The following is an 18,987-nucleotide window of genomic DNA, read 5'->3' as shown; positions in this document are numbered from 1 at the left end:
CAGTTCACCCTAGGTACTGGTTGCCGCGGCTAGTCTCGAGTCAGAGATTGGTCGCGGCGATCAGAACCCACAAGGATGTGAGCCAGGAATGACAGACCGTGTACGGCAGCAGGGCACAGGCCTCGACGAAGCGACGTTGTTGACGCGTCTTCGCGAGGCCTTTTTCACGCATATCGACGAGGGTGACAGCGACGACGTCATCAACGGTCGATCGGATCGAGTCCTGCTCGCGCATCTTGCGCTCGGGAGGCAGCGGACCCCGGGCACGGCCGTATGGCGTGTGTACCGCCCGTCAGGATCCGAGGGTCTCGGCGCTGCCGTCCAGATCGTCACCGACGACATGTCGTTGCTCGTCGAGTCCGTTACCGCGATGCTCAACCGACAAGGTGTGGGAATCAGTCAATTCGCCCATCCGATCCTGACGGTTGAACGCGATGACTCGGGCAATCTGATGTCCTTGGGCGACAGCGGTATCCAAGAATCCTGGATGCACGTCCAGTTGGACTCCGAAGTCGAGGATTCCGCTCTCGACGCGATCGAAGCACACCTCGGCAAGGTGCTCGCGGACGTCCGCCAGGTGGTTGGTGACACCCCGGACATGAAGGCATTGCAACTGCGCGTTGCCGACGAGTTGGAGAGTGCTGCAGAAACTGCCTCCGGGAGGATCACCCCCGAAGAATTCTCCGATACCGCTCGGCTGCTGCGGTGGATGGCGGACGGAAACTATGCCGTGCTCGGATACCGGCGATTCGAGGGTACGAAGGACGGTTCACGCACGGTCGCCGGCAGCGGGCTCGGCGTGCTGCGCTCCGACGCGGTCACCGAAGGCCCGATGAGTTTGCCTCCCGTCGCAGATCTCCCGGATCGACCGCTTCTGGTCCTGACGCAGGGATCGTTCCCCGCCACGGTGCACCGCGCTGTCTACCCGTACTTCGTGGGTGTCTCGATCCTCGACGACGAGGGAAACATCGTGGGGGAGCACAGATTCCTGGGTGTGTTCACCGTGGTCGCACTCCACGAGAACGTCCTCGCGATTCCTCTGATCGAGCGCCGCGTTCGCGAAGTCATCGCGCGTGCCGGTGTCGACCTGCATTCGTACTCCGGTCAGGCGATGCTCGAGGTCATCCAGTCGTTCCCACGCACCGAGTTGTTCTCGAGCGACGCCGAGACCTTGTTCGAGACCGTCCACGCCGTGCACAGCATCGGGCTGCGTCGACAGGTGCGACTCTTTGTCCGCGAGGACACGTTCGGACGCTTCGTGTCCTGCTTGGTGTACCTACCCCGCGACCGGTACACGACGCGGGTGCGACTGGCGATGCAAAACCTGCTGTGGCGCGAATTCGGACCAGGCACAGTCGATTACACCGCCCGGGTTACCGAGAACGATCTTGCGCTGTTGCACGTGACGATCCGGCGCGATCCGGACAGTGAGCCGGTTCATCTGGATGTCTCCGAGGCCAACCGCGAGCGAGTTCAGGCTCTGTTGACCGAAGTCAGTCGTAGCTGGGACGACCGCATCAACGACCTTGTTCGTGAAAGTCCGGGTGTGGATCCGGAACTGGTGCAGCGGTATTCGCGGGTGCTTCCCGATGGATACAAGGAGGACTTCGAACCGTCACGCGCGTTGGCCGACATCGCCCGACTCGAGGCGTTGGCGCCAGGCGCGATCGACGTACTGCTCTATCGTGCTGTGGACTCCGCGCCCGGTGCCTGGCGCTTCACGCTCTTCGTCGGCGGCGACGGTATCTCGTTGAGCCAGGTGCTACCGGTGCTGCAGTCACTCGGCGTCGAAGTTCTCGACGAGCGGCCGCACGTCGTGCAGCGACTCGACGGCGTTCAGTGCTGGATCTACGATTTCGGATTGTCGGTACCGGCGGATCTTCGGGCGTCGGTCGAGATCGACCTCGATGCGCAGGTGCCGCTCGAGACCAGTACCGCCCCGCTGACCGAGGTCCAGAAGCGATTCACGGCTGCATTCGGTGCAGTCTGGTTCGGCCGGGCCGAAGCTGACCGATTCAACGAGTTGGTGCTGCGCGCCGGAATGTCCTGGCGGCAAGCCGTGGTGCTGCGTGCTTACGCAAAGTATCTGCGCCAGGCCACATTTCCGTACAGTCAGTTCCACATCGAAGGAATCGCGCTTACACACCCGCAGACCGCGTTTGCATTGGTGCAGTTGTTCGAGGCGATGTTCGACCCCGAGAAGCAGGACGACATTCGCGTCGCCGAATTGGACGAGCAGTTGCGTGCGTCCATCGACGAGGTACTCAGCTTGGATGCCGATCGCATTCTGCGTGGAATGTTCTCCTTGGTGAAGGCGACCTTGCGTACCAATTTCTACGTCGTCGACGCCGATGGCCGCTCTCGCGACTACCTGTCGGTCAAGCTCGATCCCTCACGGATCAGCGAGTTGCCCAAGCCGCGGCCGGCTTTCGAGATCTACGTGTACTCACCCGAGGTCGAAGGCGTCCACCTGCGATTCGGCGCAGTCGCGCGCGGCGGGCTCCGCTGGTCCGACCGGCGCGAGGATTTCCGCACCGAGGTGCTCGGCTTGGTGAAGGCTCAGGCCGTCAAGAACGCGGTGATCGTGCCGGTCGGCGCCAAGGGCGGCTTCGTCGTGAAGAATCCGCCTCTGCCGACGGGTGATCCGGCCGTTGATCGAATGGCGACGCTGGAAACCGGCAAGGCCTGCTACACCACGTTCATCTCCGGATTGCTCGACATCACCGACAACGTGCATGCGGCTACCGGCGAAGTTGTGACGCCGGATCGAGTGGTGCGCAAGGACGACCAGGATCGCTACCTGGTGGTCGCCGCGGACAAGGGCACGGCGACGTTCTCGGATCTCGCCAATTCGGTTGCCGCCAAGTACGACTTCTGGCTCGGCGACGCGTTTGCCTCCGGTGGCTCCGTGGGATACGACCACAAGGGCATGGGTATCACCGCTCGCGGCGCCTGGGAAAGCGTCAAGCGGCACTTCCGCGAACTCGGGGTCGACACGCAGACGCAGGATTTCACGACGGTAGGCGTCGGCGACATGAGCGGAGACGTGTTCGGCAACGGAATGCTCCTCAGTCGGCACATCCGTCTGGTGGGCGCGTTCGACCATCGACACATCTTCCTCGATCCGAACCCGGATGCAGCGAGCTCGTTCGTCGAACGTCAACGACTTTTCGAGTTGCCACGGTCGTCGTGGGCCGACTACGACAAGAGCCTGATCAGTGAAGGTGGCGGCGTCTGGGACCGCACGGTCAAGTCGGTTCCGATCGCCGAAAGCGTCCGGATCGCACTGGGTCTGGCCGAGGGGGTCACGAAGCTCTCGCCGCCGGAATTGATGCAGGCGATTCTGTCGGCACCGGTGGATCTGCTGTGGAACGGCGGAATCGGTACATACGTCAAAGCGTCGACCGAGACCAATGCGCAGGTTGGCGACAAGAGCAACGACGCCGTGCGTGTCGACGGTCAAGATCTGCGGGTCAAGGTGATCGGGGAGGGCGGCAACCTCGGCGTCACTGCTCTGGGAAGAATCGAGTTCAGCGCCAGCGGCGGTCACATCAACACCGACGCCATCGACAACTCGGCCGGCGTCGACTGCTCCGATCACGAAGTGAACATCAAGATTCTTCTCGATTCGCTCGTGCGTTCGCAGTTACTGCCCACGCAGGAACGGAATCCGTTGCTGGCGTCGATGACCGACGACGTGGCGGCGCTGGTGTTGGCGGACAACATTGCTCAGAACGCGCTGCTCGGAATCTCCCGCGTGACCGCTTCTCAGATGCTCGGTGTTCACCGCCGTCAGTTGACGGATCTGACCAAGGCACGTGGCCTTGACCGCAAGCTCGAGGCGTTGCCGACCGACAAGGAGATCGAGCGTCGACTCGAGGCCGGTATGGGTCTGACGTCGCCGGAATTGGCGACGCTGACGGCGCACGTGAAGCTTTCACTCAAGGACGATCTGCTCGCAACCGAGTTGCCGGACAACGATTTCTTCGCCCAGCAGATCCCGCAGTACTTCCCGACCGCTGTTCGCGATCGGTTCGAAACGGAGATCAAGGCACACCCGTTGCGGCGGCAGATCGTCGCGACGATGCTCGTGAACGAAGTGATCGACAACGGCGGAATCACGTACGCCTACCGCTTGGCCGAGGAGACCGGAGCGAGCAGTACGGACTCGATCCGTGCCTACGCCGCTGTGCGAGAGGTGTTTGCGCTCGACGAGGTGTGGTCGCGAATCCGCTCGGCGGGCGTCAGTGCAGAGATCGAAAACGAGTTGATCGTTGAGTCGTGCCGCTTGCTCGACCGCGCGTCGCGGTGGTTCCTGGCCAATCGGCCCCAGCCGATCGCCGTCGGCGCCGAGGTTGCGCGTTACTCGGCGGCGTATCGGGCTACGGCACCTCTGGTCCCGGGGCTGCTTGCGGGCCATCAACTCGACGATCTGCTGGTGCGGGCTCAATCGGTGATCGATCGCGGGGCTCCGGAAGCGTTGGCGCTGGACGTGTTCCGACTGCTGGATGTCTACTGCCTGCTCGACATCGCGGATATCGCCGACATCGCAGATCACGACATCACCGAAGTCGCGGAGCTGTATTACGCCTTGGACGCGCATCTGGGAATCGACTGGTTGCTGAGCGCGGTCTCGGGACTCGAGCGCGGCGATCGTTGGCACTCGCTCGCTCGGCTCGCGTTGCGAGACGACCTCTACAGTTCGCTGCGGCAGTTGACGATGGAGGTTCTGGCCGGCGGCGAGCCGGGGGAGTCGCCGCAGGAGAAGATCGACGAATGGGAGTCGACCAACGCCTCGCGGCTGAGCCGGGCGAGGGCAGCTCTCGTCGAGATCTTCGAGTCTGGGACGCTTGACCTCGCGACGCTCTCGGTGGCGGCGCGTCAGGTTCGTAGCATGGTGCGCAGCATGGGCACCCGATCGGAGGTAGGACGTTGAGCGAAGGATTCCACGCCGAAGTTGTGGTTCGGTGGTCCGACATGGATGCCTTCCAGCACATCAACCACGCACGGATGGTGACGTTGCTCGAAGAGGCGCGGATTCCTTGGTTGTTCGAAGACTCGCGCCCGACGGTCACCCTGCGTGACGGGGCCGTGATTGCCGATCTCCATGTGCGGTACCGCGGCCAACTGCGGCACGACGATTCGCCGCTCGACGTCTTCATGTGGGTGGAAAAGGTGCGCGCGGTGGACTTCACCATCGCGTACGAGGTTCGCCCCCGCGGTGCGGATCTCAGTGTCCCGCCGTCCATCGTGGCGTCGACTCAGATCGCGGCCTTCGATATCGACACTCAACGTTTGCGTCGCCTCAGCGGGCCCGAGCGCGAGTACTTGGAGAGCTGGCAACGTGCATGAACGTGTACTGACCGTGCCCGAGGAGGCCGAGCGAAAGAACTTGGCCGGCTTCATCGGTCATGCCTTGCGTTTGGACGAGTCCACGGTCATCCGGATGCGTCGACGCGGAGATGCTCACCTGAGCGTTTGGGCGTCAACGGGTTTCGACGCTCTCGCTACGCGAACCGTGGCGGGCACCATCAACCCTGACGACACCTCGGCTGCCGGCGATCAGTTGCTCTCGGCGGTGGAGCAGGCGACAAGTGAGCTGATCGATCCGGGGTTCGCCATGGATTCGGCGTGGCGTGGGGCGTTGCCGCCGATGGACGGCTTCGAGCACCTGGACGACGTACCCGCCCGGGTGCTGATCGAACTGGCGCAGCGGGGCAACGCCTTGGCACTGGAGCATGGAAGTAGTCACGGTCCGCCGGCGTCGTTGCTCGATCAGGACGTGCTCGAGGTCAGTGGTCCGTCCGGCACGGTCGGGATCTCGATGCGGGTTGTTTTTGCCTTGACCGCAATGGGATTCGTTCCGCACGCCGGGTCCGAGGCGATGACCGCCGACATCGACCTCGAGCAGATCGACGCCTCGGAACTGGTTCGGGTGCGGGCGAGCAAATCCTGGGTGCGGCTCGATGCACGGTTCGGTTCGATCTACCGTCACCGCGGTGGTTCGATACCGCTGATGGTCGCACGATAGGAGTTACAGGTGGCGGGTGCGGTGTTCTCTCAGATCAGCCACGCCGCAGCGTTGACGGGTAGTTGACCGTCGACGAGTGGCGCGCTGCTCAACAGCAGCTGCCCGTTCGGCAGTGCGATCGGCACCTCCGTGGTGTTGAGAGCACAGATCAGACCACCGCGTCGACGGAAAGCGAGGCAGCCGGGGGGACTGCCGTACCAATCGATGTCGGCGCCGGAGAACTCCGGCCTGGCGCTACGGAGTTCGAGGGCGGCGCGATAAAGCGAGAGCATCGAGTCGACGTCCTCGATCTGCGCCTCCACCGTGAGTGTCGACCACTCGCGTGGCATCGGCAACCAGGTGCTCGCACCGGTGGTGAATCCGAACGGGGGTTCGCTTCCTTCCCACGGAAGGGGCACTCGGCAGCCGTCGCGTCCTCGCTCGGCATGTCCGGATCGTTCCCAGACCGGGTCCTGTAGTGCCTCGTCGGGCAGGTCGACGTTCGGCAGGCCGAGTTCGGCTCCGTTGTAGATGAAGCTCGCGCCCGGAAGCGCCAGTTCGACGAGGATCATCGCCCGTGCGCGTTGGGTTCCGATCTCACCCCCGCCGTAGCGCGTGACTTCACGTTCGACGTCGTGATTCGACAGCGTCCACGTGGGCACACCCCCGACCTCGGCGACGGCCGCAAGAGAGTTCTCCACGGCCTCCCGGACGGACTCGGCGGAGAATTCGGTTTCTGCAAGTCGGAAGTTGAATCCGAGATGCAGTTCGTCTGGACGGATGTATTCGCCGAACTTCTGGTTGTCCTTCACCCAGATCTCGCCGACGGTCATCGCCTCCGGGAACTCGTCCATGACCTTGCGGATGCCGCGGTGGATTTCGTGAACTGCCGGGTTGTTGAACCGCGGGTCGTCGTCGGAATTGCGCATGAGCTCGTTGAGCTCCCAGTCGTGGTCCGGCAAACCGTCGGGCTTGGCCATTCCGTGGGCCACGTCGATGCGGAATCCGTCGATTCCGCGCTCGAGCCAGAAGCGCAGAGTCTTGGCGAGGTCGTCGAAGACCTCGGGGTTGTCCCAGTTCAGGTCGGGCTGTTCCTTGGCGAAGATGTGCAGGTACCACTGGCCGGGTGTTCCGTCGGCTTCGGTGACACGGGTCCACGCCGGGCCGCCGAAGATGCTCGGCCAGTTGTTCGGCGGTTCGTTGCCGTTCTCACCTTTGCCGTCTCGGAAGATGTAACGGGATCGCTCCGCAGAACCGGGCGCCGACGCCAGGGCTGCCTTGAACCACTCGTGCTGATCACTCGTGTGGTTCGGGACCAGGTCCATCGTGACCTTGATTCCGCGCTCGTGGGCTGACGTGATCAGCGAATCCATCGTCGCCAGATCGCCGAACAGGGGATCGATGTCGCGAGGATCCGAGACGTCGTAGCCGTGGTCTGCCATCGGTGACTTCATCACCGGGCTCAACCAGATTGCATCGATGCCGAGCAGTTCGAGGTAGCCGAGTTTCTCGTCGACTCCGCCGAGGTCGCCGATACCGTCACTGCCCGAATCGGCAAAGGAACGCGGATAGATCTGATAGAAGACCGCCTCGTTCCACCACGGGGCTTCGGGCCGGCTTACAGAGGACGAATCCGCGGGGGTGCTCACAGCAGTTCATAGTGCCAAACGTCTGGCACTCTCACGACTTGGACACGGCAAAAGCGTGACTCTTTACCTAGCCTTGGTGTACTTTGCATTCACGCGGTGACACCATGTGGCAACTTTGGTGTTACTGCCGGGGGAGAAGTATTCGGGAATTCAACCAAGGGGGCTTGGCCTTGACTTTGTCGGCAATCGAAGCGGTCAGTTTGGATCATGTACTGCTCGAAGATGATCCCATCAACCGCGACTGGATAATCTTCGGCACACCGGTTGCACGGTCGGCGCAATGGTCGGCGAGTAAAGACGGGACCACGACTACACACGTCTGGGATTGCACGAAGGGGCGCTTCCGCTGGTACTTCCACGCGGACGAAATCGTGCACATCATCGAAGGGTCGGTCACCGTTCAGGCCGACGGAATCGCCGAGCGAACCCTGAGTGTCGGCGATGCCGCACTCTTCCGTGCGGGCAGTTGGTCGGAGTGGGAGGTCGAAGAGTACGTGCGCAAGCATGCAATCTTGAGTTCGCCCCTGCATCCCACGGTGTCGTTCGGGGTACGAGCAGTCCGCCGGGTCGCGCGCGTGTTCAGGCCGAAGGCTAGGTAGACGGTCAGATAGCGGAGTTCACCATGGACGCGGCAGCCATCTCCATGTAGTCGATCAACTGCTTGCGGTGCACCGGGCTCAGAGTCTTCTCGTCGATGGACGCGATGGCGACGTGCATGCACCGCAGCCACGCATCACGCTCGATCGGGCCGATCACGAATGGATTGTGGCGCATCCGCAGACGCGGGTGTCCACGCTCCTCCGAGTACGTGTGCGGTCCGCCCCAGTACTGCTCGAGGAACATCCGCATCCGCCGCTCGGCCGGGCCGAGATCGGCCTCGGGGTAGAGCGGGCGCACAACCTCGTCCTTCGCGACCTCTTCGTAAAATCGCGCGGTGAGCTTGTGAAACGTCTCGGCTCCGCCGACGGCGTCGTAGAAGGTCTGCTGCACGTCGTGCTGTACGTCATTCATGGCAAGTTCCATTGTGCCTGACGGCCGTAGTGGTCGGTTTCCGGGTCGACGACGGTTGTATCGAGTCGGAGTGCGTACCCATTCACCGGAAATTCACCGGCCGTCCTGGCAATTTTGTTCGAAATGAGAGTGCGTAACGCGATCATCCGTGGTCAACTTGGGGGCAGTCTCCCGGAGGTCGTATGAAGAACCGACATGCTGCACGCAATCACCGACAACTCCAGCCCACTAGCGCGCGGAACGACCACGCGTTAGGGGCTGTTCTGGAAGTTGTTCCTGACGGGTTCGCGCACACTGCCGACCCACTCTTTTCCGACGAGCATTCTCACCTCGAGATGTTCCCTCCCGATCGCGTAGTCCCCGAGTGGGTGAAACGTCGGGTGCTACTGCTCAACGTCACGTACGAGCCGCTGACCGCCCTTCCTGCCAGGCGCGCGGTCGTACTGATGGCCTGCGGCAAGGCCGATACCGTCCACGAGGACGAACAGGGCCCGGTAGTCCATTCCGCGGACTGGTCGGTGCAGGTTCCCTCGGTCATTCGATTGCGCACCTACGTGCGCGTTCCGTATCGCGCCCGCATCCCCATGACTCGTGCCGCGCTGATGCATCGTGACCACTTCCGATGTGCGTACTGCGGAGCCAAAGCCGAAACCATCGACCACGTCGTTCCTCGCAGCAGAGGTGGCGGGCATTCGTGGGAGAACTGCGTCGCGTGCTGTGCCCCCTGCAATCACCGCAAGGCAGACAAGATGCTCAGCGAACTCGGATGGACCCTCCGTGCGGAATTGGTCCCGCCGTCCGGACCTCACTGGCGTCTGCTCGCGGCGACCAAGGAATTGCATCCGGCGTGGATGCCGTATCTCGGCGTGGGCGCAGCCTGAGCTATGTGTCGGCGTGGGCGCAGCCTGAATTGAGTTCTAGCGTCACCGAAACGAAATTGCCCGAGAATTTGTGGCCCTGACGCTTTCCTTCCTGGCGTTCTGGGCTACGTTATCTGGTGTGAGCATTCTCGAGGTAGTACTGATATACGTTGGGATTCCGGCCTTGATCACCGCGTTCTTCGCGGCTGCGTCCTTCCTCGGGAAGAAGACGCCGGGACCGGTTCCGCCGGCGTTCCATCTCGGTGAGTCGTGGGATCACGCTCCCGTGCTGTGGAGTGCTGTCGACGAGGTCACCGTTCGCGGTGGCCATCACGGCAGTGCACACGCAATCGAAGCCGGTTCGGCTGATCTGATCGGAGGGTCCGCAAGTGGCAAGTGGTGATCATTCGACCGCGCTCGCAGTAGCGCCCGAGGACCTGCCCGTCGGCAGCGTCGTCACGTCCAGTGGACGCGTATCCGGTGTGCATCGCATCGGCGAGCCGTTCACCGATGATCTTCCGTTCGAGACCATGGATTTGGTCGCGCTCGACGTCGCGATGACCGAAGCGACGCGGGCCACCAAGGTGCGGTTCAACGCGTACGTCGGTGATCTCGGTTCTGATCCGGCAGCGGGTGCCGACGCATTGTTCCCGACCACGCCCGAAGCCGAGCGTTCCGTCTTGATCGCCGTTTCGCCCAACCAGCGCACCGTCGAGGTTCGCAGCGGTCGGGCAATCGCCGATCGGGTCACCGATCGTGTTACCCAGCTCGGAGCAACGGCAGCTGTTGCATCCTTCAGTGAAGGCAACCTGATCGACGGACTGATCAGCGCTATCCGCGTTATGGCAGCCGCGATTTCAGCGCCCTGACTTGTAAGACACTGGCCGGTGCTCGCTTCGATTCGTGAGAATCGAAGCGAGCACCGGCCTTTCCCATGTCAGCTCGCGTCGAACTTTCGTGCTGCGAGTGAACGAACCACGCCGGCCTGACCTTCGACGACCAGGCGACGCAACGCGGGAGGGATGTCGCCTTCGAGGAACCGGTCTGCTGCCGCTACGGATTCGTCCGAGATCGACCACGACGGGTAGAGCCCGATGACGACGGTCTGTGCCACTTCGCTCGAGCGTCGTTCCCACACCGCCGCGATATCGGCGAAGTAGCGGGAGACGAAGGGCTCGAGCAATTCGTCCTGGCCTTCGCGAGCGAACCCGCCGATGATCGATCGCGCGGTGATGTTGGGCACGGAGTCGTCGCCGATGACCTTCGCCCAGACCTCTTCCTTGACAGCGGCCTGCGGACGTCCGGCCGCGGCCGCCGCGGCTTGACGAGCGCCCGCAGCGGTCGGGTCACGCTGAGCTTCGGCGTCGATGAACGGAGTTGTGGTTCCTTCGGCGTCGATCTCACCGGCGGCCGCGAGTGCCCCGACGATGCGCCAGCGCAGGTCCGTGTCGACGATCAGGCCGTCGAGCCCAACGGTGGAGGGATCGGCGTCGAGCAATTCGCGCAGTACCTCGGTGTGCCACGGGGAGAGTGCTGCGCCGGTGAGTGCGTTGACGAATGCCAGCTGGTGGTCGGACCCGGCCTCTGCCTCACGTGCGAGTTCGAGCAACCGATTGGCGAAGCTTGCCGCGCCTTCGGCCTCGGCCCAGGCCGGATCTGCGTAGGAGCCGATGGCGGTTTGGGCTTGGAGCAAGAGACGTTGCACCACACCGACTTCGGTCTCCGAACTGATGCCGCGCTCGACCAGCGCGACGAAGTCGCGTGCCTTCAGTTCGGCTTGACGGGTCATTTCCCACGCCGCCGACCAGACCAGGGTGCGGGGGAGTGAGTCGGTGATGTCGCCGACCCGCTCGATCGCCGTCGCCAACGATTCGGGATCGAGTCGCACGGAGCCGTAGGTGAGATCGTCGTCGTTGACCAACACGAGTGCACCGCGGGCGACGCCGACAAGTTCGGGGACATCCGTGCTTTCCGCGGCATCGAGGTCGAGTTCGACGCGATGGCTTCGCACCAACTTGCCGTCGACGTCGTCGTAGATTCCGATGGCGATCCGGTGGATTCGACGCTCCCCGGCGCCTGGTGCAGCACCGTCCTGCAGGACGGCGAAGCGGGTGAACTTTCCGTCTGCGTCGACATCGAAGTCGGGGCGCAGGATGTTCAAACCGGTGGTCTTGAGCCACTGCCGACCCCAGTCGGAAAGGTCACGGCCCGAGGACTTTTCGAGTGAGCCCAGTAGATCGTCGAAGGTTGCGTTTCCGAATGCGTGCTCACGGAAGTACTCACGCAGTCCGGCGAGGAACGGCTCGAGTCCGACGTATGCCACCAACTGCTTGAGGACGCTGGCGCCCTTCGCGTACGTGATGCCGTCGAAGTTCACCTCGACGGCGGCCAGGTCCGGAATGTCCGCGGCAATCGGGTGCGTCGACGGCAACTGGTCCTGGCGGTACGCCCACGACTTCTCGACGTTGGCGAACGTCGTCCAGGCGTTCGTGTACTCCGTGGCCTCGGTCTGGCACAGGACCGAAGCGAAGGTCGCGAACGACTCGTTGAGCCACAGGTCGTCCCACCACGCCATCGTGACGAGGTCGCCGAACCACATGTGCGCCATTTCGTGCAGGACCGTTTCGGCGCGACGTTCGTACGAGTAGCGGGTCACCTTGGAGCGGAAGACGTAGTCCTCGAGGAATGTCACGGCGCCGGCATTCTCCATCGCGCCGGCATTGAATTCGGGGACGAAGAGCTGGTCGTACTTGCCGAAAGCATAGGGAACACCGAAGTTGCGGTGATAGAAGTCGAATCCCTGCTTGGTCTCGGTGAACAGTCGCTCCTCGTCCATGAACTCGGCCAGCGAAGCGCGGCAGAAGATTCCGAGCGGGATGTCGCCGTGCTCGTCGGAGTAGTTGTCGGTCCACTGCGCGTAGGGACCGGCGATGAGCGCCACCAGGTACGTGCTCATCTTCGGGGTGGTCCTGAAGACGTGCTTGCCGGGATCGGCGGCAAGGGTCTCGACGACCGCGGAGTTGGAGATGACCTTCCACGACGTGGGAGCGGTGACGCGGACGTCGAACGTGGCCTTGAGATCAGGCTGATCGAAGCACGCGAACATGCGCTTGGCGTCGGCCGTCTCGAACTGTGAATAGAGGTAGACGGAGTCATCGGTCGGGTCGACGAATCGGTGCAGTCCCTCGCCGGTGTGGGAGTAGATGCAATCGGCCTCGATGACCAACTCGTTGTCGGTAGCGAGATCAGGCAGGCTGATGCCCGTCGACTCGTCGTAGCCGGAGACGTCGAGCGCGGTGCCGTTGAGGACCGCGGAATGGACTCTGGCCGCGACGATGTCGATGAAGCTGCTTGCTCCGGCCGTGGCGGTGAACGTGACGGTGGTCTTCGAGGAGAACGTCTCCTCGCCGGGTGCGTCTTTGCCGTCGGTGAGATCGAGTTCGATCAGGTAGTTCTCGACGGTCAGGATTGCTGACCGTTGCGCTGCGGTTTCGCGTGTCAGGTTCGGTGCGACCACAAAGATCTCCTCGTAGATGGTGCGGATCTATTACGTCCATCCCATCACGAAGAGAACGACTTCACTCAAGCGGACACTTCTGCCAGCGGAATCTCCGGATCGGCCAACCGCTCCGGATCGACGGGACGCGAAGACGCGACCAATTCCTTGATGGCGTCACCGGCATCCCAGATGTTCACGTTCATGCCGGCGAGCACCTTGTTCGCGGAATCGAGCCAGAATGCCAGGAACTCGCGCTTGTCGACGTCGCCGCGAGTGACGACACGGGAGTAGCCGCCGTGCGGTGCGTGACCTACGTATTCCATTCCGAGGTCGTACTGATCGGTGAAGAAATACGGCATGCGTACGTACTCGGCGGGCCGTCCCAACATGGTCTCTGCGGCCGTCTCGGGTTGGTTGAGTGCGTTTGCCCAGTGCTCCACCCGAATTCGTGCATTCAGAATCGGATGCTGTGCGGCCGCGATGTCACCCACTGCGACCACGTCGGGGTCGCTGCTCTGCAGACCGGCGTCGACGAGAACCCCGTTCTCGACGTCGATACCCGGCTCCGATGCCAACTCGGTGTTCGGCAATGCGCCGACAGCGATCAACACGGCGTCGGCCGGAATCACGGTTCCATCGATCAAAGTGACGCCCGAGGCGTGACCGCCGTCGACAGAGATTGCGGTGACGTCCGTGCCGGTGCGTAAGTCCACCCCGTTCTGGCGGTGCAGTGCGGCGAAGACCTCACCCATTTCCGGGCCGAGGGTCGATTCGAGCGGAAGTCCGGCATGCTCGAGCACGGTGACGTCGACGTCGAAACCGCGAGCCGACGCGGCAATTTCGAGGCCGATCCAGCCGGCACCGATCACGACGAGCTTCTTGTCGGCGGCCAGGGTGCGCAGCAGCGCGGCGGACTGATCGACTGTTCGCACGTAGTGAACGCCCTCGGCGTCGGATCCCGGGATGTCGAGGCGCCGCGACCGCGAACCGGTGGCCAAGGCGAGCTTGTCGTAGCTGATCGTGGAACCGTCCGGAAGTGACACGGTGTGCGCAGCGGGGTCGATGGTCGTTGCCGTCGTTCCCGGGCGAAGATCGACATGATGGTCGCGGAACCACTCGCCGTCGTGGACGGTGAATTCGGGGAGCGTCTTCTTGCCGGCGAAGAACTCTTTCGACAGCGGCGGACGCTCGTACGGGAGGTGGTCTTCTTCACTCAATACGGTGATCTCACCGTCGAAATCTCTGTCACGCAGGGCTTCTGCGATCTTTGCGCCCGCGAGCCCGCCGCCGACGATCACGAATCTCCGGTTGGTGCTCATTACTGAACCACTCCTTCGTACTCGTTTCTTTTCGACACTACTGCGATCGGGAGGTGGTTCGGGGGAAAGCGCGGGAAGGATTGCGGGTTCATGATTGTTGGCAGAACGGGAGTATGTCCCCGAACTGATATGACCTGACCGACATGAACTGATAGGGAGTTTCTTCGTGAGCGCAACCTCGAGCAAGACCACGGACACTGCTGACTTCTGGTTCGATCCGCTCTGCCCGTGGTGCTGGATCACCTCACGCTGGATTCTCGAGGCCCAGCAGGTACGCGACATCGAGGCCAAGTTCCACGTGATGAGCCTTGCGGTTCTCAACGAGGGCCGTGACCTTCCCGACGAGTACCGGGAGATGATGGCCAAGGCCTGGGGCCCGGTCCGTGTCGCCATCGCTGCAGCGCAGCTGAAGGGCGACGATATCCTCTTGCCGCTGTACACGGCGATGGGGACGAAGATTCACAACGAGGGAAACAAGGACTTCGCCGACGTCATCAAGTCGTCCCTTGCCGAGGTCGGCCTGCCACCTGAACTGGCCGAGGCCGCCGACACCGACAAGTACGACGAGGCTCTGCGCGAGAGCCACCACAAGGGCATGGACGCCGTCGGACCCGACGTCGGAACCCCGACGATCCATGTCAACGGTGTGGCGTTCTTCGGCCCCGTGCTCTCACGCATCCCGCGCGGCGAGGACGCAGGCAAGGTGTGGGACGGCGCAGTCGCGCTGGCCGGCTACCCCCATTTCTTCGAGCTCAAGCGGACCCGCAACGAGGATCCTCAGTTCGACTGAGCGGCAGTGAGCGCCGGATTTCGGTAGAGCTGACCCGGCCGGAAGAACAGATGCCCTGAGTGCGTGCGGTTGCGAAGCGCAGCCGCACGCCAGGTCAGCACCGGATGCGACGACAAGATGTTGACGAACCACGGGAAGAACCCGGATTCGAGTGTCGCCCGATCGGCCAGTTCGTCGAACCCGACCAGACCCACCAGATACTTTCCCGCGCCGAGGACGCCCATCGCGCCCGGTGCGCCCTGAGGGCGCATGTGAAAGCCGAAGTTGTCCGCCGTGTACTCCATGGAACGCGACAGCGAAGATCCGATCACCGGAATGTAGTTCGACGCGAACTGTCCCCACTGGCGCCAGTACGACGCATGCCCGGCAGCGATGTGGCCGACCTCGTGGCCGATGATGAATGCGAGCGCATCGGGCTCGCGTGCCTGCCCACCGACTTCGAACAGGTCGCTGTAGACGACGACGAAACGGCGAAATCCGTGCCCCGACGCAAACGCGTTGATCCGTCCGTTCCCCAGCACGACGTAGGCATCCGGCGGAGTTTTCATGCCGAACCTTGCCGCAGCCTCGGCAACCAGCTGATACCCCTCCGGAAACTGTGAAGGCGTCATCTTGATTCCGTTGACCTGTTGCGATCCGTACAGCTGACCTCGCGTGAGGAACAGCAGGATCGGAGCCGCGAGCACCACGAGGATCCACGTCGACAGATCACCCGCAGCGATCAGAACGATCGCCACCACATAAGTGACGACCGTCGTCAGCACCGCGAGCACGAGTAGCGGGATTTCCCACGGGTGGCGAACGGCGTCACTGCCCGGTGACACACGAACGGCGGGTGCAGCGGCCTGGCCGTTGACGGGGTACATGGGCACCACGATAGGTGTGCTCGCGCGGCGATGCGTGTTCCTGAAAGTGTGACGTCGACCCGGGTGCGCCCGGCTGGTCGGGCCTGAGAGAATTGTCGCCATGCGCGTATACCTGGGTGCCGACCATGCCGGATTCGAACGTAAGAACGAGATCATCGAACACCTGAAAGCGAACGGCCACGAGGCCATCGACTGTGGTGCTCACGAGTACGACGCCGTGGATGACTACCCGGCTTTCTGCATCGAAGCCGCAAAGCGCGTCGTCGCCGACGAGGGCAGCCTGGGAATCGTCCTGGGTGGCAGTGGCAACGGCGAGCAGATCGCCGCGAACAAGGTTCCCGGCGCACGGTGCGCCCTCGCTTGGAGCGTCGAAACGGCGAAGCTGGCACGTGAGCACAACAACGCTCAGCTGATCGGCATCGGCGGACGTATGCATTCCCTCGAGGAATCGCTTGCCATCGTCGACGCTTTCCTCGCCACCGCATGGTCGGGTGAAGAGCGCCACCAGCGTCGTATTGACATCCTGTCCGAGTACGAGAAGACCGGCGTCGCACCGGCTCTGCCGCAAGCCTGATCCGAAAGTTGTTCCGTGCCTGAAGGTCATACCCTGCACCGGCTGGCACGGTTGCATGCCCGCAAGTTCGTCGGTTCACCGGTCCGCGTCCTCAGTCCGCAAGGCAGATTCGCCGAGGACGCGCGCCTGGTGGACGGACACGTACTCACGTCCTCGGATGCCTGGGGAAAGCACCTCTGGCACACGTACGACAACGGTCTGACAGTTCACGTACACCTCGGGTTGTACGGAAAGTTCACCGACGCCGCCCTGCCGATGGAAGAACCGGTAGGCCAGGTCCGGATGCGAATGGTCGGTGCCGACTTCGGCACCGACCTTCGTGGTCCCACCGCCTGCGAAGTCCTGCTACCTCCTCAGGTCGCCGCGATCGAGGCCAGACTCGGGCCGGACCCACTGCGCCGCGACGCGGATCCAGAGAAGGCCTGGTTGCGAATCTCCAAGTCCAAGACGGCAATCGGCGCCCTGCTGATGGACCAGGCGGTCCTGGCGGGTGTCGGCAACGTCTATCGCGCCGAACTTCTCTTTCGTCACGGAATCAACCCTGAACGACCGGGGAATCTCGTCTCTCACGGCGAGTGGACCGCCATGTGGGCAGACCTAGTCGAATTGATGAAAGTCGGCGTCAGGCGGGGGAAGATGCACGTCGTTCGCGCCGAGCACGACAACGGAGATCCGGCGTACGCGAAGGATCGTCCGCGTACCTATGTCTACAGAAGAGCAGGATCGCCGTGCCGCGTGTGCGGCACACCGATCCTGCATTCCGTCATGAAGGCGCGAAACCTGTTCTGGTGCCCGGTGTGTCAGTCGGCTTAGAAGTCGAAGCCGCCGAAGTCCCCACCACCACCGAAGTCCCCGAAGTCGCTGCCCTCACCGTCGTAGCCGCCGTCTGCGGTGTAATCCGTGTTGTCCATACTTCCTTGGTCCGCACCGGAATCACCGGCGTCCATGCCCTGATCGCCGGAGTCGCCGGCTCCCGTATCGGCGCCGGGATCGCCACCCTGGGCGAAAGCTTCTGCGCCGTAAGGAACCCCGGCCATGCCGGAGAACATGGTCGAGAACAGCATCATCGAACCCAGACCCCAGGCGCCGGCGACGAGGGCAGGCTTCCACCAGGGTTCGGAGTACCAGCCGGCCGGGACCGGGCGTCCGGCGACTCGGCCACCGGGGTAGTAGTTGGGTGTGTGCGACGACGGATTGGGTGATGCGGCGACCTTGCGGCCCTCGAATTCGACCTCACGGTCTTCGGTGACCGAACCGGCAGCCTTCTGTCCGTCGATGGAAGGAACTTCCGGTCCCGGATCCATGCCCATCGCCACCCGTGCCGCGCGGATGTAGTAAAGCCCTTCCAGTGCAGTCTGTTTCGCGAGACGTGCTTGGACCGGCGTTGCGGCCTGATCGATCTGCGAGCCTGCGGCGTTGTACCGTTCGGCCGCGTCGGCGAGGGCTTGGCGCGACGCGTCGTCACTGCCGGTCAGGTTGTAGACCTGACCGCCGAGGCGTTCGATCGACTGCCGGGCATCGGCTTTCGCATCGTCGAGTTGTGTTGCGCTGTGGCCGGAACCGCGTTGCTGGCTTTTCATGACCAGGAATACGACTACGGCCAGAACGACGAGTATGAGAAGAATCGTGGTCACGTGGCCTCCCGAGCAGAATCGATCCGGACAACTCCAGGATACGTACCGCAGGGGAGTGGTCTGAGTGGACAAAGTCGGAATACAAAAGATCCGCACCGGCTGGGCCGATGCGGATCTTTTGTGGAGTTTCCCTCCTGATGGAGGGGATGACGGGAATCGAACCCGCGTGATCAGTTTGGAAGACTGAGGCTCTACCATTGAGCTACATCCCCGTGCATACGACAACTCGGGATCGCCGTGTTCGTCGTCTGCGATACGAAACTGTACCCAATGCCCCACCGGATTTCATAATCGGGGGGTCAGAGAAGTTCGAGACCGTCGTTCACCTGGGGAATTGGCGAATTGCTCGGCGAGTCGGGGTGTCTCGGCCGCAGGCGCGACTTCTGATTCCGGCTCTGAATGGCAGTTGAGGCAAGGCTGTATGTGGCTGCCGTCGGATGACATACTGACGGGGTCGACAGCCGGGCCGTGTACAAATGGCGGTCGGGTTCGTGAGAGAGTAGTGAGCGCGATAGGGTTGTGCGCGGTCACCGATGGTGGCTGCCCTTGGTGGCCCGCTGTCTTAGTGGCCTCGGATGGCCGTATCGTGTGTTTCATGTGATCGGAAACGGGATGTAGCGCAGCTTGGTAGCGCATCCGCTTTGGGAGCGGAGGGTCGCAGGTTCAAATCCTGTCATCCCGACAAGTACGTACATGGCACTTCACCTCCAGTAAGTCCGGGAGTGAAGTGCCGCGCCAGACAGCAGTACCGATTCAACACAAGTTGTGAGCAAGA

16 protein-coding genes and 2 tRNA genes are annotated in these 18,987 nt (G+C 62.8%); 11 read left to right on the top strand and 7 right to left on the bottom strand.

What is annotated here, in order from left to right:
- Positions 1–88 precede the first annotated feature (88 nt).
- From AOT96_RS29515 to AOT96_RS29505, 3 genes are read left to right on the top strand one after another with little or no spacing between them, the layout of a single operon-like run.
- Positions 89–4,936 carry an NAD-glutamate dehydrogenase gene (locus tag AOT96_RS29515; RefSeq protein ID WP_065352692.1) on the top strand — a complete coding sequence of 1,616 codons (4,848 nt, stop codon included), beginning with the start codon at positions 89–91 and terminating at the stop codon, positions 4,934–4,936.
- Between the two features lie 41 nt (positions 4,937–4,977).
- Complete coding sequence (locus tag AOT96_RS29510) at positions 4,978–5,352, top strand: acyl-CoA thioesterase (RefSeq protein ID WP_042450296.1); 375 nt, start codon at positions 4,978–4,980, stop codon at positions 5,350–5,352.
- Positions 5,345–6,031: a hypothetical protein gene (locus AOT96_RS29505; RefSeq protein ID WP_030536651.1), complete on the top strand. Its 687-nt coding sequence runs from the start codon at positions 5,345–5,347 to the stop codon at positions 6,029–6,031. The genes AOT96_RS29510 and AOT96_RS29505 overlap by 8 nt, the downstream gene beginning before the upstream one ends.
- A gap of 29 nt (positions 6,032–6,060) precedes the next feature.
- On the opposite strand, the gene AOT96_RS29500 is transcribed toward AOT96_RS29505, so the two are convergent.
- The gene (locus AOT96_RS29500; protein ID WP_065352691.1) at positions 6,061–7,659 is read right to left on the bottom strand and encodes a glycoside hydrolase family 13 protein; all 1,599 of its coding nucleotides are present in this window, start codon (positions 7,657–7,659) and stop codon (positions 6,061–6,063) included.
- A gap of 170 nt (positions 7,660–7,829) precedes the next feature.
- On the opposite strand from AOT96_RS29500, the gene AOT96_RS29495 reads away from it, so the two are divergent.
- Complete coding sequence (locus AOT96_RS29495) at positions 7,830–8,258, top strand: cupin domain-containing protein (protein ID WP_228401110.1); 429 nt, start codon at positions 7,830–7,832, stop codon at positions 8,256–8,258.
- A gap of 4 nt (positions 8,259–8,262) precedes the next feature.
- On the opposite strand, the gene AOT96_RS29490 is transcribed toward AOT96_RS29495, so the two are convergent.
- Positions 8,263–8,670: a globin gene (locus AOT96_RS29490; RefSeq protein ID WP_003944464.1), complete on the bottom strand. Its 408-nt coding sequence runs from the start codon at positions 8,668–8,670 to the stop codon at positions 8,263–8,265.
- Positions 8,671–8,852: 182 nt separating this feature from the next.
- On the opposite strand from AOT96_RS29490, the gene AOT96_RS29485 reads away from it, so the two are divergent.
- From AOT96_RS29485 to AOT96_RS29475, 3 genes are all read left to right on the top strand, one after another.
- Entirely contained in the window at positions 8,853–9,551 is a 699-nt protein-coding gene (locus AOT96_RS29485; protein WP_003944465.1) for an HNH endonuclease, read from the top strand.
- Between the two features lie 118 nt (positions 9,552–9,669).
- Positions 9,670–9,933, top strand: a complete 264-nt coding sequence (ctaJ, locus tag AOT96_RS29480; protein ID WP_007730943.1) for an aa3-type cytochrome oxidase subunit CtaJ — start codon at positions 9,670–9,672, stop codon at positions 9,931–9,933.
- Positions 9,920–10,399, top strand: a complete 480-nt coding sequence (locus tag AOT96_RS29475; RefSeq protein ID WP_003944512.1) for a DUF5130 domain-containing protein — start codon at positions 9,920–9,922, stop codon at positions 10,397–10,399. Before ctaJ ends, AOT96_RS29475 begins: the two co-directional genes overlap by 14 nt.
- Positions 10,400–10,467: 68 nt before the next feature.
- Here the strand turns inward: AOT96_RS29475 and pepN are convergent, their stop codons facing one another.
- Together pepN and AOT96_RS29465 are read right to left on the bottom strand one after the other, a co-directional pair.
- On the bottom strand, positions 10,468–13,047 hold the full coding sequence (gene pepN, locus AOT96_RS29470; protein ID WP_065352690.1) for an aminopeptidase N: 2,580 nt from the start codon (positions 13,045–13,047) through the stop codon (positions 10,468–10,470).
- Between the two features lie 65 nt (positions 13,048–13,112).
- Positions 13,113–14,348 carry an NAD(P)/FAD-dependent oxidoreductase gene (locus tag AOT96_RS29465; RefSeq protein WP_065352689.1) on the bottom strand — a complete coding sequence of 412 codons (1,236 nt, stop codon included), beginning with the start codon at positions 14,346–14,348 and terminating at the stop codon, positions 13,113–13,115.
- A gap of 166 nt (positions 14,349–14,514) precedes the next feature.
- Between AOT96_RS29465 and AOT96_RS29460 the strand changes: the two genes are divergently transcribed.
- The gene (locus tag AOT96_RS29460; RefSeq protein WP_042923843.1) at positions 14,515–15,138 is read left to right on the top strand and encodes a mycothiol-dependent nitroreductase Rv2466c family protein; all 624 of its coding nucleotides are present in this window, start codon (positions 14,515–14,517) and stop codon (positions 15,136–15,138) included.
- Here the strand turns inward: AOT96_RS29460 and AOT96_RS29455 are convergent.
- Positions 15,126–16,004: a M48 family metallopeptidase gene (locus AOT96_RS29455; protein ID WP_065352688.1), complete on the bottom strand. Its 879-nt coding sequence runs from the start codon at positions 16,002–16,004 to the stop codon at positions 15,126–15,128. The genes AOT96_RS29460 and AOT96_RS29455 overlap by 13 nt on opposite strands.
- A 100-nt stretch (positions 16,005–16,104) precedes the next feature.
- Between AOT96_RS29455 and AOT96_RS29450 the strand changes: the two genes are divergently transcribed.
- Both AOT96_RS29450 and AOT96_RS29445 read left to right on the top strand, forming a co-directional pair.
- Positions 16,105–16,578, top strand: a complete 474-nt coding sequence (locus AOT96_RS29450) for a ribose-5-phosphate isomerase (RefSeq protein WP_003944571.1) — start codon at positions 16,105–16,107, stop codon at positions 16,576–16,578.
- 15 nt (positions 16,579–16,593) lie between these two features.
- On the top strand, positions 16,594–17,391 hold the full coding sequence (locus AOT96_RS29445; protein ID WP_003944531.1) for an Fpg/Nei family DNA glycosylase: 798 nt from the start codon (positions 16,594–16,596) through the stop codon (positions 17,389–17,391).
- Here AOT96_RS29445 and AOT96_RS29440 read toward each other — a convergent pair.
- Complete coding sequence (locus AOT96_RS29440; protein WP_065352974.1) at positions 17,388–18,158, bottom strand: hypothetical protein; 771 nt, start codon at positions 18,156–18,158, stop codon at positions 17,388–17,390. The two genes, AOT96_RS29445 and AOT96_RS29440, sit on opposite strands and share 4 nt — an antisense overlap.
- A gap of 192 nt (positions 18,159–18,350) precedes the next feature.
- Positions 18,351–18,424: transfer RNA gene (locus AOT96_RS29435), tRNA-Gly, on the bottom strand.
- 396 nt (positions 18,425–18,820) lie between these two features.
- Here AOT96_RS29435 and AOT96_RS29430 point away from each other — a divergent pair.
- Positions 18,821–18,894, top strand: a tRNA-Pro gene (locus AOT96_RS29430).
- Positions 18,895–18,987: the final 93 nt, after the last annotated feature.

The sequence above is a fragment of the Rhodococcus sp. 008 genome (genome assembly GCF_001682295.1).
Classification (GTDB): domain Bacteria; phylum Actinomycetota; class Actinomycetes; order Mycobacteriales; family Mycobacteriaceae; genus Rhodococcus_F; species Rhodococcus_F qingshengii.
This window is presented reverse-complemented; position numbering and strand designations above follow the sequence as displayed.

Bases quoted from the DNA above. Each gene is read 5' to 3' on its own strand.
- AOT96_RS29450 (WP_003944571.1), top strand. From the start codon at position 16,105: ATGCGCGTATACCTGGGTGCCGACCATGCCGGATTCGAACGTAAGAAC.
- AOT96_RS29455 (WP_065352688.1), bottom strand. From the start codon at position 16,004: ATGTACCCCGTCAACGGCCAGGCCGCTGCACCCGCCGTTCGTGTGTCA.
- AOT96_RS29485 (WP_003944465.1), top strand. From the start codon at position 8,853: ATGAAGAACCGACATGCTGCACGCAATCACCGACAACTCCAGCCCACT.
- AOT96_RS29440 (WP_065352974.1), bottom strand. From the start codon at position 18,158: ATGAAAAGCCAGCAACGCGGTTCCGGCCACAGCGCAACACAACTCGAC.
- AOT96_RS29465 (WP_065352689.1), bottom strand. From the start codon at position 14,348: ATGAGCACCAACCGGAGATTCGTGATCGTCGGCGGCGGGCTCGCGGGC.
- AOT96_RS29510 (WP_042450296.1), top strand. From the start codon at position 4,978: ATGGATGCCTTCCAGCACATCAACCACGCACGGATGGTGACGTTGCTC.
- AOT96_RS29490 (WP_003944464.1), bottom strand. From the start codon at position 8,670: ATGAATGACGTACAGCACGACGTGCAGCAGACCTTCTACGACGCCGTC.
- AOT96_RS29515 (WP_065352692.1), top strand. From the start codon at position 89: ATGACAGACCGTGTACGGCAGCAGGGCACAGGCCTCGACGAAGCGACG.